The 12,958-nt window shown below is 35.7% G+C and carries 13 protein-coding genes and 1 riboswitch; of the genes, 10 read left to right on the top strand and 3 right to left on the bottom strand.

Annotated features, from left to right (window positions below):
* Positions 1-14: 14 nt before the first annotated feature.
* Together AC0L0O_RS27385 and AC0L0O_RS27380 are read left to right on the top strand one after the other, a co-directional pair.
* Positions 15-662 (top strand): response regulator, encoded by a 648-nt coding sequence (locus AC0L0O_RS27385; RefSeq protein ID WP_000695789.1) that lies wholly within the window; start codon positions 15-17, stop codon positions 660-662.
* A 191-nt stretch (positions 663-853) separates the two neighbouring features.
* Complete coding sequence (locus AC0L0O_RS27380; RefSeq protein ID WP_000170049.1) at positions 854-1,480, top strand: FMN-dependent NADH-azoreductase; 627 nt, start codon at positions 854-856, stop codon at positions 1,478-1,480.
* Between the two features lie 59 nt (positions 1,481-1,539).
* Here AC0L0O_RS27380 and AC0L0O_RS27375 read toward each other — a convergent pair whose 3' ends face one another.
* Entirely contained in the window at positions 1,540-2,211 is a 672-nt protein-coding gene (locus AC0L0O_RS27375) for a transcriptional regulator YeiL (protein ID WP_281103656.1), read from the bottom strand.
* A 106-nt stretch (positions 2,212-2,317) separates the two neighbouring features.
* Between AC0L0O_RS27375 and AC0L0O_RS27370 the strand changes: the two genes are divergently transcribed.
* Positions 2,318-3,013: a YjjG family noncanonical pyrimidine nucleotidase gene (locus AC0L0O_RS27370; RefSeq protein WP_428889710.1), complete on the top strand. Its 696-nt coding sequence runs from the start codon at positions 2,318-2,320 to the stop codon at positions 3,011-3,013.
* Positions 3,014-3,054: 41 nt separating this feature from the next.
* On the opposite strand, the gene AC0L0O_RS27365 is transcribed toward AC0L0O_RS27370, so the two are convergent.
* On the bottom strand, positions 3,055-4,287 hold the full coding sequence (locus AC0L0O_RS27365) for a chloride channel protein (protein WP_147791139.1): 1,233 nt from the start codon (positions 4,285-4,287) through the stop codon (positions 3,055-3,057).
* A gap of 319 nt (positions 4,288-4,606) precedes the next feature.
* Positions 4,607-4,712, top strand: a riboswitch (SAM riboswitch).
* A gap of 92 nt (positions 4,713-4,804) precedes the next feature.
* On the opposite strand from AC0L0O_RS27365, the gene AC0L0O_RS27360 reads away from it, so the two are divergent.
* From AC0L0O_RS27360 to AC0L0O_RS27350, 3 genes are all read left to right on the top strand, one after another.
* Positions 4,805-6,103: a bifunctional O-acetylhomoserine aminocarboxypropyltransferase/cysteine synthase gene (locus AC0L0O_RS27360; protein WP_000504765.1), complete on the top strand. Its 1,299-nt coding sequence runs from the start codon at positions 4,805-4,807 to the stop codon at positions 6,101-6,103.
* The gene (gene metA, locus AC0L0O_RS27355) at positions 6,087-6,992 is read left to right on the top strand and encodes a homoserine O-acetyltransferase MetA (protein ID WP_001121524.1); all 906 of its coding nucleotides are present in this window, start codon (positions 6,087-6,089) and stop codon (positions 6,990-6,992) included. Before AC0L0O_RS27360 ends, metA begins: the two co-directional genes overlap by 17 nt.
* A 141-nt stretch (positions 6,993-7,133) precedes the next feature.
* Positions 7,134-8,429 carry a homoserine dehydrogenase gene (locus AC0L0O_RS27350; RefSeq protein WP_000659098.1) on the top strand — a complete coding sequence of 432 codons (1,296 nt, stop codon included), beginning with the start codon at positions 7,134-7,136 and terminating at the stop codon, positions 8,427-8,429.
* A gap of 23 nt (positions 8,430-8,452) precedes the next feature.
* On the opposite strand, the gene AC0L0O_RS27345 is transcribed toward AC0L0O_RS27350, so the two are convergent.
* Entirely contained in the window at positions 8,453-9,079 is a 627-nt protein-coding gene (locus AC0L0O_RS27345; RefSeq protein ID WP_000488228.1) for a YczE/YyaS/YitT family protein, read from the bottom strand.
* A 98-nt stretch (positions 9,080-9,177) separates the two neighbouring features.
* On the opposite strand from AC0L0O_RS27345, the gene AC0L0O_RS27340 reads away from it, so the two are divergent.
* Genes AC0L0O_RS27340 through AC0L0O_RS27325 form a run of 4 tightly spaced genes read left to right on the top strand, consistent with a single transcriptional unit; the run spans position 9,178 to position 12,946 of the window.
* Entirely contained in the window at positions 9,178-10,158 is a 981-nt protein-coding gene (locus AC0L0O_RS27340; protein WP_255181910.1) for a LacI family DNA-binding transcriptional regulator, read from the top strand.
* Positions 10,159-10,165: 7 nt separating this feature from the next.
* Entirely contained in the window at positions 10,166-11,047 is an 882-nt protein-coding gene (locus AC0L0O_RS27335; RefSeq protein ID WP_011733543.1) for an SGNH/GDSL hydrolase family protein, read from the top strand.
* Positions 11,044-11,961 carry an ABC transporter ATP-binding protein gene (locus tag AC0L0O_RS27330; RefSeq protein ID WP_000207739.1) on the top strand — a complete coding sequence of 306 codons (918 nt, stop codon included), beginning with the start codon at positions 11,044-11,046 and terminating at the stop codon, positions 11,959-11,961. The genes AC0L0O_RS27335 and AC0L0O_RS27330 overlap by 4 nt, the downstream gene beginning before the upstream one ends.
* Complete coding sequence (locus AC0L0O_RS27325) at positions 11,954-12,946, top strand: ABC transporter permease subunit (protein ID WP_001206490.1); 993 nt, start codon at positions 11,954-11,956, stop codon at positions 12,944-12,946. The genes AC0L0O_RS27330 and AC0L0O_RS27325 overlap by 8 nt, the downstream gene beginning before the upstream one ends.
* Positions 12,947-12,958: the final 12 nt, after the last annotated feature.

Genomic DNA, 12,958 nt, shown 5'->3' with positions numbered 1-12,958 from the left:
AATGAGGGAAGTTTGTGAAAATAAAAGTATTATTAGTTGATGATCATACAGTCGTTTTAAAAGGATTAGCATTTTTCTTAAGTACACAGGAAGATATAGAGTTAGTGGGAGAAGCAAGTAATGGGAAAGAGGCACTAGTGAAAGTAGGAGAGACAAATCCTGATGTTGTACTAATGGATTTATATATGCCCGAAATGGATGGTGTTGAAGCGACAGCGTGTATTAAAAAAGAATATCCGGATGTGAAAGTAATTGTATTGACTAGCTTTTCTGATCAAGCGCATGTGTTACCAGCATTAAGGGCTGGAGCAAGCGGGTATATTTTAAAAGATGTAGAACCGGATCAGCTTGTTGAAGCTATTCGAAGCGCATATAAAGGTAATATTCAATTACATCCAGATATAGCAAATGCTCTTCTCTCCCAAACGTTACCTGTGGAAGAAAAGGAAGAAGAGCCTTCTATTCAAGTAGATGTGCTAACAGCGAGAGAAAATGAAGTATTGCAGCTATTAGCGAAAGGGATGAGTAATAAAGAAATCGCTTCTGTTTTAGTTATTACAGAAAAAACAGTAAAAGCTCATGTAAGTAGTATTTTGAGTAAGTTGCATTTATCTGATCGCACGCAAGCGGCATTATATGCAGTGAAAAACGGAATTGTATAAGACAAAAGTCGTAAGACCTAGTTCGCCTTTAGAAGGTGGACTTTTTTTATGGAAAAATACGTCTATGTGAGGACGAAATTGTCTCGATATGAAGATAAAATATGTTTTGTAAGCAACAAACAACAATTACAAGGGATACCTTTTTTGAAAGCATATAACAACAGAAGAGCTAGTACTAGGAGGAAAAGATAATGACAAAAGTTTTATTCGTAAAAGCAAACAACCGTCCAGCGGAACAAGCAGTTAGTGTGAAATTATATGAAGCGTTTTTAGCAAGTTACAAAGAAGCGCATCCAAATGATACAGTAGTAGAACTTGATTTATATAAAGAAGAATTACCATACGTAGGCGTAGACATGATTAATGGTACATTCAAAGCAGGTAAAGGATTTGATTTAACAGAAGAAGAAGCAAAAGCAGTAGCAGTTGCTGATAAGTATTTAAATCAATTTTTAGAAGCTGATAAAGTTGTTTTCGGTTTCCCATTATGGAACTTAACGATTCCAGCAGTGTTACACACATATATTGATTATTTAAACCGTGCTGGTAAAACGTTTAAATATACGCCAGAAGGCCCAGTTGGTCTAATTGGAGATAAGAAGATTGCATTATTAAACGCGCGTGGCGGTGTATACTCTGAAGGTCCAGCAGCAGAAGTAGAAATGGCTGTTAAATATGTAGCAAGCATGATGGGCTTCTTCGGCGCAACAAACATGGAAACAGTAGTTATTGAAGGACATAACCAATTCCCAGATAAAGCGGAAGAAATCATTACGGCTGGTCTTGAAGAAGCAGCTAAAGTAGCAAATAAATTCTAATTGAAATTATAATCGTCACTCAAAGAAACAGCATTAACGTTTATGTTAATGCTGTTTCTTTATATTTTTAACTCATCAGCAAGTTTTTCTAGTTGATTGCGATCTTGTATGTAATAGGTTCTTCCATCTTTCTTTAAATAATTTTGTTGGCAAAATTGATTTAATACATATAAAAGGTGACGGTAGCTAACATTTAAATATTCCGAAGCCTCGGTATGTTTTTCTGTATAACTGTTATTTTGTTCTGTTAATAGAATAAACGCTGCTAATCGATTTTCGAACGGATAACTATTATTTTTGGCATAACTTTCTGTTCGGGTAATTGTTTTTTCACCGATAAATTTGCATAGTTTCTGTAGAAAAATAGCATCTTGTAATAAAATATGCTGACAATCTTTAAGAGGAAGCGCTAAGCATATACAATCTTCCATTACTTCCACCGTTTTCGTGACGGATTCTACGTCAATTAATCCTAATTCCCCAATGAACGAAGGTGCTTGAATAAAGTTAATTAAGGAGACCTTTCCGTTTTTGTGACTCATATATATTTTTGCTTTCCCAGAAATTAAGTAATAAAGATAAGGAACATCAACCCCTTCATTACATATTTTTTCTCTCTTCTGAAAGGAATGTAGTTCAGCATACGGTAAAATGTCAAAAGAAAAAAGAGTATGGAAGTTGTAAGTTTGTATGTAATGAGAGATTTCTTCACTATTTTTACTGACTTTCATGTTTTCACCTCATATTTAGTATGAGATATCTCCTATTATTTTTACAAGAAAGAATGCTACGATTTACGTAAATTTGTTTTTGTAGAAAAGAGAGTGTGAGGGGCTTATGAAAAAATATAAAACACTGTTATTTGATGTAGATGATACATTGTTAGATTTTCAAAAGGCTGAGAGGATAGCGTTACGTATGCTTTTTGAGGAGAAAGGAATTCCTCTAACTAGTGAGGTTGAAGCGCAGTATAAAAAAGTTAATAAAGGTCTTTGGGATGATTTTGAAGAAGGTAAAATAAATCGTGATGAAGTAGTAAATACAAGATTTTCAGTTTTATTTAAAGAATATGGACAAGAAGTGGATGGGATATTATTTGAAAATAATTATCGCAACTACTTAGAAGAAGGGAATCAACTCATACAAGGTGCATTTGAATTTATAAATCAAATTGAAAGTGAGTATGATTTATATATAGTGACAAACGGTGTTTCGAAGACGCAATATAAACGTTTACGTAATGCAGGGTTACATTCAATGTTTAAAGATATTTTCGTTTCTGAAGATACAGGTTATCAAAAGCCAATGAAAGAGTATTTTGATTATGTTTTTGAAAGAATTCCTAATTTTGCTCCAGAAGAAGGGCTCATTATTGGGGATTCGTTAAGCGCTGATATGAGAGGTGGATATGTAGCGGGAATTGATACTTGTTGGTTTAATCCAGAAAAGAAATTAAATGATAGCAAGATTGTGCCGACATATGAAGTGCAAAATTTTGAAGAGTTAGACGCGTTATTGAAGCAACGTGTGTAATAAAAAATAGGCAGTGGAACTTTAGTCCCTACTGCCCATTTTTATTCGTTTGTAGCTTCGTTGTTTTTAGGAAGTGGAAATGCATTACCAATTGCTGCCGCTCCAAGCATCGGTAATAGTAAATTGAGCGGGAAAAACATGAGTAGTAGTAATGTTATAGCAATTGGTTTTCTTAATGCATAGCTTGAAATTGCTGTCGTGACGACGGCTACCGAAGCGATTGGATCTATCGGGATAATGGAAGCTATAGCATATCCGATACTAGATCCAGCAAATATGATTGGGAAAATATGTCCGCCGCGCCAACCTGTATTTAAACAAACGGCAGTAATACATAATTTTAAAACCCCTGAAAAAAGTAGTACCCAGAAGGATAACTGGCTCCATTCCACCACTAATTCTTTTAATTGATGTTCTCCTGAGAATAGCGTGTACGGTAGAAAAGTTCCTACAATCCCTAATAAAATACCACCGATAATTCCAAGGGTAAGTTTATATTCTTTAAAGGGATGAATGAATTTATCTAATATGAATTCTAATTTAAAATAAAGGAATCCAAATATAGCACCAATACTAGCAAGTGGCAGAAAGGCAATCCATTCATTAAGAGAAAGAGAACCTTTTCCGAAATCAACGATAAAGGATCCGCGATTATCGAATTTACTAAGTAATAAATAAACGGAAAAACCAGCGAAAGTAGTAGCTAAGTATACAATTGCTTTTTTTCCTTTAGAAAATTCGTTAATTTGCTCACCCTCATTTTCATTTGGAGCTAAATAACCGAATAATGGCGCGTTAAAAATTACACTTAAAGTAGCGCCAATTCCAACCTCTGTTAGTTCGTTCATTCCTTTTAAGGCGAATGTAAAGCGATCCCCTACCCATGTACAAAGTCCACCGATAATACCAACAAGTGCTGCCTCGGGACCTAAACTAGCTCCAAAGATTAAAACGATAATCGCAGTTAAAGTAGCTTTATGTACAAAGCGGTATTCAATTCTACCTGTTTTTTTATATTCACCCATCACTTCTGGCATAAGACGTGGATATGTGCCGAAATACTTTTGAGTTAAACCAACGAGAATACCACCGATAGTTGTTACGCAAATAGTGTAATAAGGGGGAGAAGCGAAAATAGTAGGTAAGTACTCCCAAATAAAGTGAATGCCGATATTTATTGTAACTAAAAATAGCCAAACTGTTGCTCCTACTATAGAGCCTAAAAGAATGCCGTATAGGACGAGCATATAGTGCATGTCCTTTGTGTTTGTCATGTTATACCTCCGTTATGTAAGTTCTAATGTCGAAAGGATTCAATATGCTACTGTGAAATGAAATGAATATGTATAGTATCTTTTTGAGAGGTCGGCTTATTCAATCTATTGAGGTCTCGTGAGAATTTGAAATGTATACAGTTAAACTACTTACTTAATTCTATATAGTAATCGTAGGTTTTAAAAGGTCTTTTTCAAATGGATATAGAATATATTTCTTTTGTTATGTACATCAAATTCTTTGTAGTTAATTTAGAACATTCAGAAAAACTAATTGACATTAGGAAATTATTGCTATAAAATCAACGGTAATTGCATAGTCTTATCAAGAAAAGGTGGAGGGACAGGCCCGATGAAACCTTGGCAACAGCCGTATAACGGAATTGTGCCAAATCCTGCAGGTAATAAATCCTGAGAGATAAGAAAGAGCCTTTAGAGCGTGTTTTCAAACTGCTCCTTTCTTGTTTTCAGGAAAGGGGCAGTTTTTTATTTTGTATAAAAGAAAGGAGAATGAGAAATGGGAGAATCATGGGGGAAAGGAACGATTTGTGTGCAAGGTGGCTATACGCCAAAGAATGGAGAACCGCGTGTTTTACCGCTTTATCAAAGCACGACGTATAAATATGATACTTCGGATGATTTAGCAGCGTTATTTAATTTAGAGGCAGAAGGATATATTTATACGCGTATTGGTAATCCTACTTTAGCTGCATTTGAGCAAAAGCTGGCGGAATTAGAGGGCGGTGTAGGGGCTGTTGCAACGGCTTCTGGGCAGGCTGCTATTATGCTCGCCGTTTTAAATATTTGTAGTAGCGGAGACCACTTGCTTTGTTCTTCCACAGTTTATGGCGGGACGTTTAATTTATTTGGGGTGAGTTTGCGTAAGCTTGGTATTGATGTTACGTTCTTTAATCCAAATTTAACAGCTGATGAAATTGTGGCCCTTGCTAATGATAAAACGAAACTCGTTTATGCAGAATCGCTAGGAAACCCAGCGATGAACGTTTTAAATTTCAAAGAATTTTCAGATGCAGCGAAAGAGCTAGAAGTACCTTTTATCGTAGATAATACATTAGCAACTCCTTATTTATGCCAAGCATTTGAACACGGAGCAAATATTATCGTTCATTCTACGACGAAATATATTGATGGTCATGCAAGTTCTTTGGGCGGCATTGTCATTGATGGAGGAAACTTCGATTGGACAAATGGAAAATATCCTGAACTTGTTGAACCGGATCCAAGTTATCATGGCGTAAGTTACGTTCAAAATTTTGGAGCGGCAGCTTATATTGTGAAGGCACGTGTTCAATTATTAAGAGACTATGGAAACTGTATGAGCCCATTTAATGCGTATATTAGCAATATTGGCTTAGAAACATTGCATTTACGAATGGAGCGTCATAGTGAAAATGCTCTCGCAGTTGCTAAATGGCTTGCTGATCATGAACGTATTGAATGGGTGAATTATCCGGGATTAGATAGTAATGAAAATTATTCGTTAGCACAAAAGTATTTGAAAAAAGGTGCGAGTGGTGTTTTAACATTCGGCATTAAGGGAGGATTAGAAGCAGCAAAAGAATTTATCGCAAATGTAAAACTAGCAACTCTTGTAACGCATGTAGCTGATGCACGAACTTGCGTTATACATCCTGCTAGTACAACGCATAGACAATTAAGTGCTGAAGATCAACGTTTAGCTGGCGTCACATCAGATTTAATTCGTTTATCAGTTGGCATAGAAGATGTTTCTGATATTATTGCAGATTTAGAAGCAGCGCTAGTCGGAGGCAAACAACATGCCGATCATAATTGATAAAGATTTACCAGCTCGCAAAGTATTGCAGGAGGAAAATATTTTTGTAATGACAAAAGAGCGAGCAGAAACACAAGATATCCGGGCATTGAAAATTGCTATATTAAATTTAATGCCTACGAAGCAAGAAACAGAAGCGCAATTACTTCGTTTAATTGGAAATACACCCTTGCAATTAGATGTTCATTTACTTCATATGGAATCACATTTGTCCCGTAATGTAGCACAGGAACATTTAACAAGTTTTTATAAAACATTCCGTGATATTGAGAATGAGAAATTTGATGGACTCATTATTACAGGAGCACCAGTTGAAACCCTTTCTTTTGAAGAGGTAGATTATTGGGAAGAACTTAAACGTATTATGGAGTATTCAAAAACGAATGTAACATCTACGCTTCATATTTGCTGGGGAGCACAGGCTGGTTTGTATTATCATTATGGCGTTCCAAAGTATCCTCTTAAGGAAAAAATGTTTGGTGTATTTGAACATGAAGTCCGTGAGCAACATGTGAAATTGTTACAAGGGTTTGATGAATTGTTTTTCGCCCCGCATTCTCGTCATACAGAAGTACGAGAGAATGATATTAGAGGAGTGAAAGAATTAACATTGTTAGCAAACTCTGAAGAGGCAGGTGTTCACCTTGTTATTGGACCGGAAGGAAGGCAAGTGTTTGCGCTTGGGCATAGTGAATATAGTTGTGATACGTTAAAGCAAGAATACGAACGGGACCGCCAAAAAGGGTTAAATATTGATGTGCCGAAAAACTATTTTAAACATAATAATCCAAATGAGAAGCCACTTGTACGGTGGAGGAGCCATGGGAATCTATTATTCTCTAATTGGCTGAATTATTACGTGTATCAAGAAACCCCTTATGTATTATAAAAAAAGATTGTGTCACACGTGGCAACGTTTTCTTTGTAAAGGTTAATCTATATTATTCCGAATGTTCTAAAAACATTGTTTTTCAGATTTTTTACTCATATAATTTCATCTAAACACAATTTTTGAGGGGTGGACAGTATTATGAAAGAAATTCAAGTTGGTTTATTAGGTCTTGGGACGGTTGGTAGCGGTGTAGTTCGTATCATTACAGATCATCAAGAGCGACTTATACACCAAGTAGGTTGTCCTGTGAAAGTAACGAAAGTACTAGTGCAAAATATTGAAAAAGAGAGAGAAGTAGAGGTACCCTCTACTCTATTAACACAAGATGCACATGAAATTTTAGATAATCCAAATATTGACGTTGTCATCGAAGTAATGGGTGGCATTGATGATGCAAAAGCATATATTCTGCAAGCTTTACAAAGTGGGAAGCACGTTGTGACTGCGAATAAAGATTTAATGGCGTTGCACGGGGCGGAACTACTAGCGGTAGCAAAAGATAATAAAGCAGATTTATTTTACGAAGCAAGTGTAGCCGGAGGGATTCCAATTTTACGAAGTATCGTAGAAGGGCTTTCTTCAGATCTTATTACGAAAGTAATGGGAATTGTAAATGGAACGACTAATTTTATTTTGACGAAAATGTCAGATGAAGGGAGAGCATATAACGACGTGTTAAAAGAAGCCCAGCAACTTGGATTTGCAGAAGCGGATCCAACATCAGATGTAGAAGGTTTAGATGCAGCAAGAAAAATGACAATATTGGCTACCCTTGGTTTCTCTACAAATGTAGAGCTTGGAGATGTCAAGGTAAAAGGGATTACTTCTATTACAGAGGAAGATATCGAATACAGTAAGAGTTTAGGGTACACGATTAAACTAATCGGTCTTGCGAAGCGAGATGGTGAAAAATTAGAGGTTACAGTTGAACCGACTTTACTTCCAAATACACATCCTCTTGCGGCCGTGCAAAACGAATATAACGCTGTATATGTGTATGGTGAAGCAGTTGGAGAAACGATGTTTTATGGACCAGGTGCAGGAAGCTTACCGACAGCAACCGCTGTTGTTTCTGATTTAGTAGCTGTAATGCAAAACATTAGATTAGGAGTAACAGGAAATAGTGCTGTAGTTCCTCAATATCAAAAGGTATTAAAAGAGCCAGATGAAATTGTTGTAAAGAAATTTTTAAGACTTCATGTAAAAGATGAAATTGGTGTATTTGCAAAAATTACTTCCTTATTCTCTGAGCGTGGTGTTAGCTTTGAAAAGATTATTCAAATGCCGCTTGAAGAGAAAGGAAAGGCTGAAATTGTCATTGTAACGCACCGTGCGTCTCTTGCTGATTATGATTATATTCTACATACGTTGCAAGGGTATGAAGAAATAGATTGTTTGAAAGCAAACTATCGAATTGAAGGGGATGCAAAGTAGTATCTCCACTAATAAAGAACCTATTAAGCGGCTTGCTTAATAGGTTCTTTTCTATTTAAACTGTGCGTGCCAACTTGAATAAATGCTTGAATAATCCAGCCAGTTGTAAAGGATAAGATGATTGTACCGAAATAAATGGGCCCGTCTAATAAGAAACTTAACGTTAAAAATAAAAAAGCTAATGAAATCTCTGTTCTTCTAAACGTCCATTTTTTCTTCTCAGCAACCGTTAAAACGAAAGCTTCTTGAGGCGCTGCGCAAAGATTTGTAGAGACGTAAAGACCAATTCCAGCTCCAACGAATAGATTTCCGCAAATAAGTGTTATATATTTTGGAAGAGAGCGGATAGCATCCATAATAGTTGTAGTGGAACCAATCCAATCAACAAAAAGAGAAATAAGAACCATCGTTACGATAGTACCAATTGTTATTTGTTTTTTATTCCAAAAGAGTACGATAAGTGTAAAAGCGAAGTTAATCATGAAAATCCAAAAACCGATACTTATCCCGAAATTTTGATATAGTGCAATAAAGAAGGAATCATAAGGGCTAAGTCCAAAGGAAGTAATGGTCGTCATCATATTAATACCGATGGCGAGAATGAGTAGACCGCCAATGAAAAATATATATTCTAATTTGAATCGAAACATAGTTGTATATCCTTTCAAAATGTATTTGCTAGGAAAGGATATATTGTGGAAAGCTTACCAGGTCAAGGGAGAATTTTTGCAGGGAAGGGGAAAATGAGATGACAAATATAAGAAAGATTGCTGAACTTGCTGGGGTATCTGTTTCAACTGTTTCACGTGTACTAAATAATCATCCTTATGTGAATGAACAGAAACGAAAAGAGATTTTAGCAATTATAGAAGAATTAAATTATACGCAAAATGTGAATGCAATTCATTTAGTGAAAGGAAAAACGAATGTAATTGGCGTTTTATTACCGCACGTAAATGATCAATATTATAGCGCTATTATTGAAGGCATATCGAAGGAAACAGCAAAGAACAGTTATAATATGATGCTTTGTCAGACGAATTATAGTGAGAAAAAAGAATTAGAAATTTTGAATATGTTAAAAATGAAAAAGCTTGATGGGGTTATTATATGTTCCCGGACAAATAGTAAGGAAAAGCTTGAAGAATATACGAAATTTGGTCCAATCGTTATGTGTGAGGAAATAGATTCAAAATACATTTCAAGTGTACATGTTGATTACTATAAAGTGTTTTCACAAGGGATGAAAAACTTAATAGATGCTGGTCATACACGTATTGGGTATTGCATTGGAAGAAGTAATAGCATTAATAGCCAAAGAAGAAAACAAGCATATGAAGATTCACTTCAACAGATTGCTGTAACACCGTTAGAGACCTGGAAGTTTAAAGGCTGTTTTACGGTGGAAGACGGGCGTAATGTAATTAGGGAATGGGCCTGTATGTCAGTAAAGCCAACTGCGTTTCTTGTATCTTGTAACCATATTGCAGCGGGAATGGTAACGGAGGCGAAAAAACAAGGAATTCGTATTCCAGAAGATATTACGATTATCGGTTGTGATGATCAAGATGTAGCAGACATTTTAGGTATTACGACGATTTCATATTCTAGTAAAAATGTTGGCGTGAAGGCATTTGAATTATTATATGAAAAGATTAATGATGAGCAAATAGATGTAAAGCACGTGGAGTTATTGCCAGAATTCGTAAAAAGGGAAACGACATATTAGATAAGGTGTGAAAATCGCTTTTCAAAATTGCGTTTGGTATAATTATGGACAATCTATGAGGGCTAAAAGGGGTTTTGATATGAGATCAAAAGTGGTAAAAGTAATTCTACTCATTACAATTGCATCTTTCTGTTTATTTGCATATGGCTTTGTTTCAGGTGTAAATGATGTATTAAATCCGAGAGCTTCAAATTTAATTAAAAAAACCGATGTAGTAGCAAAAGAGAAAAAGAAAACAGGAACGTTACAAATCGTTAGTTTAGGTGATTCATTAACACGCGGTGTTGGTGATAAAGAAGGAATTGGCTATATTGGACGAATGAAAGAAGATTTACAAAAAGATTATAAGCAAAAGGTTGCTTTAACGAACTTAGCTGTTAGTGGTGCGAAAATGCCTGACTTATTAAAACAAATTGAGAGTAATGGCGCTCAATATTCAATTAAACAAGCAGATGTAATCGTTTTAACGATTGGAGGAAATGATTTATTTCCGGGCTGGGAATCGCTTGGAAAGATAGATTTAGAAACATATCGTCCGGATACGGAAACATTCCAGAATGAAGCGAAGAAAATTATAGAAGAAATTCGTAAATTAAATACAGATAGCCCTATTTTTTGGCTAGGTTTATATAATCCTTTTGAAGATGTAGAAGATTTAAAGGGGTCTTCAAACATTGTTGTAGACTGGAATGCATCTTTAGAAAAGTTAGCGATAAATAATAAAAATGTGTATATTACACCGACATTTGATTTATTCCAAAATCGTGGGAAAGATTTATTATACTCCGATCATTTCCATCCGAATGAAGTAGGGTATACATATATGGCGGACCGATTAGTTCAAAATGTTGTAAGTAAATTAAAACTAGAACAAGGAGGGGTAAAATGACAACGATACTTTCCGTACGAGACGTGAAGAAGGTAATTGGAAAGAAGACAATTGTAGAGAATATTTCCTTCGATGTAAAACAAGGAGAAGTGTTCGGCTTCCTAGGACCGAATGGCGCCGGAAAAACGACTACCATTCGAATGTTAGTCGGATTGATTAAAGAAACAGAAGGTACGATTTCTATCGGCGGTTATTCTATTAAGGAAAATTTCAGGGAAGCGATGCGTCAAATTGGGAGTATCGTTGAAAACCCAGAACTGTATACATATTTAACAGGATGGGAAAATTTAAAACAATTTGCCCGTATGTTAGGTGGTATATCAGATGAACGTATTATTGAAATTGCTCACATGGTTCATTTGGATGAGAGAATTCATGATAAGGTAAAAACATACTCACTCGGTATGAAACAGCGCCTTGGCATTGCGCAAGCGCTTCTTGGAAATCCGAAACTACTCATATTAGATGAACCAACAAATGGTTTAGACCCAGCTGGAATTAGAGAGCTTAGGGAATTTATACATAAGCTTGTGAAAGAAGAAAATATGAGCGTGTTTATTTCAAGTCATTTGCTAAGCGAAGTACAAATGATATGCGATCGCGTTGCTATTATTCATAAAGGAAAAATGATAACAGTTGCCAAGGTTGAAGAGTTAATTAAAACAGCAAGTGATCGCGTAGAATGGATTGTTACACCAATTTCTAAGGCAAAGGATATGCTAGTAGATGCTGAGGAAGTAAGAGAAGTGAGTATAGAAGGTGATCGATTACTATGCCGGATGCATATTTCATCTATAAGTAATTGGAATAAAACCTTTGTAGAAAACGGGATAGATGTACATAGTGTTAAAGAGCTTGTGTTTACACTAGAAGATTTATTTATTGAACTCACAAGGGGTGAGCAGCATGCGTGAATTTGCGAATCTAGTTTTAAACGAATCGGAGAAAATTTATCGTAAGAAGCGTATTTTTGTTGTTATGCTTATTTTAGCAATATTAATCCCGCTCTTCGTATATGCGCAGTATCGTGAAATAGAAACGACACAAAAAAGGCTAGGTACAACGGATTGGAAGGTTTCGCTGCAGCAACAAATTGTTGATTCTCAAAACCGTTTGAACAACTCTAGATTGCCAGAAGAATGGCGTGATTGGTTAAAGGTAAGAGTAGAGCAGCAACAATATTATTTAGATCATGATATTAATCCAATGGCACCGGGCGCACCAACTTTTGTAAGGGCATTTATTGAGCAAGGAATTACATTATTTATTCCGCTTCTCGTCATGATTGTCGCCATTGATATTGTTTCAGGAGAACGAAGTGATGGAACGATGAAGATGTTACTTACTCGGCCGATTCGGCGCTGGAAAATACTCCTTAGTAAGTACGTGACGATGTTATTCTTCATTTCACTTATACTGCTTCTTGTAGGTGTGTTTGCATACATATTATCAGGGCTTGTATTTGGATACTCGGGATGGAATTTACCTGTTTTAACTGGGTTTATTATTGATAAGGAAACGTTAAATACGAATTTTGTACATCTTATTCCGCAATGGCAATATATCTTGATGGCGTATGGATTAGCTTGGTTTGTTGCTATCGTCGTCGGGACTATATCATTTATGGTTTCGGTTTTAATTCGAAATACACCAGCTGGGATGGGTGTTATGTTAGCAGCATTAATTGCAGGTGGCATTTTAAGCTCATTTGCAACATCTTGGGAAGGTGCGAAATATATTTTTAGTGTGAATTTATCATTAACAGATTATCTATCAGGGAAACTACCTGCATTACAAGGTTTATCGATGGGGTTTTCTTTAATGAATTTAACTGTTTGGGGAATTGTATCTCTTATTATTTCATTTGTAGTATTTACAAAGCAGGATATGGTGAATTAATTAGACGGGAAG

This window comes from Bacillus sp. GS3m_15504 (assembly GCF_055825275.1).
The sequence above is the reverse complement of the archived record's forward strand: the minus strand, read 5'-3'. Positions and strand labels throughout refer to the sequence as shown.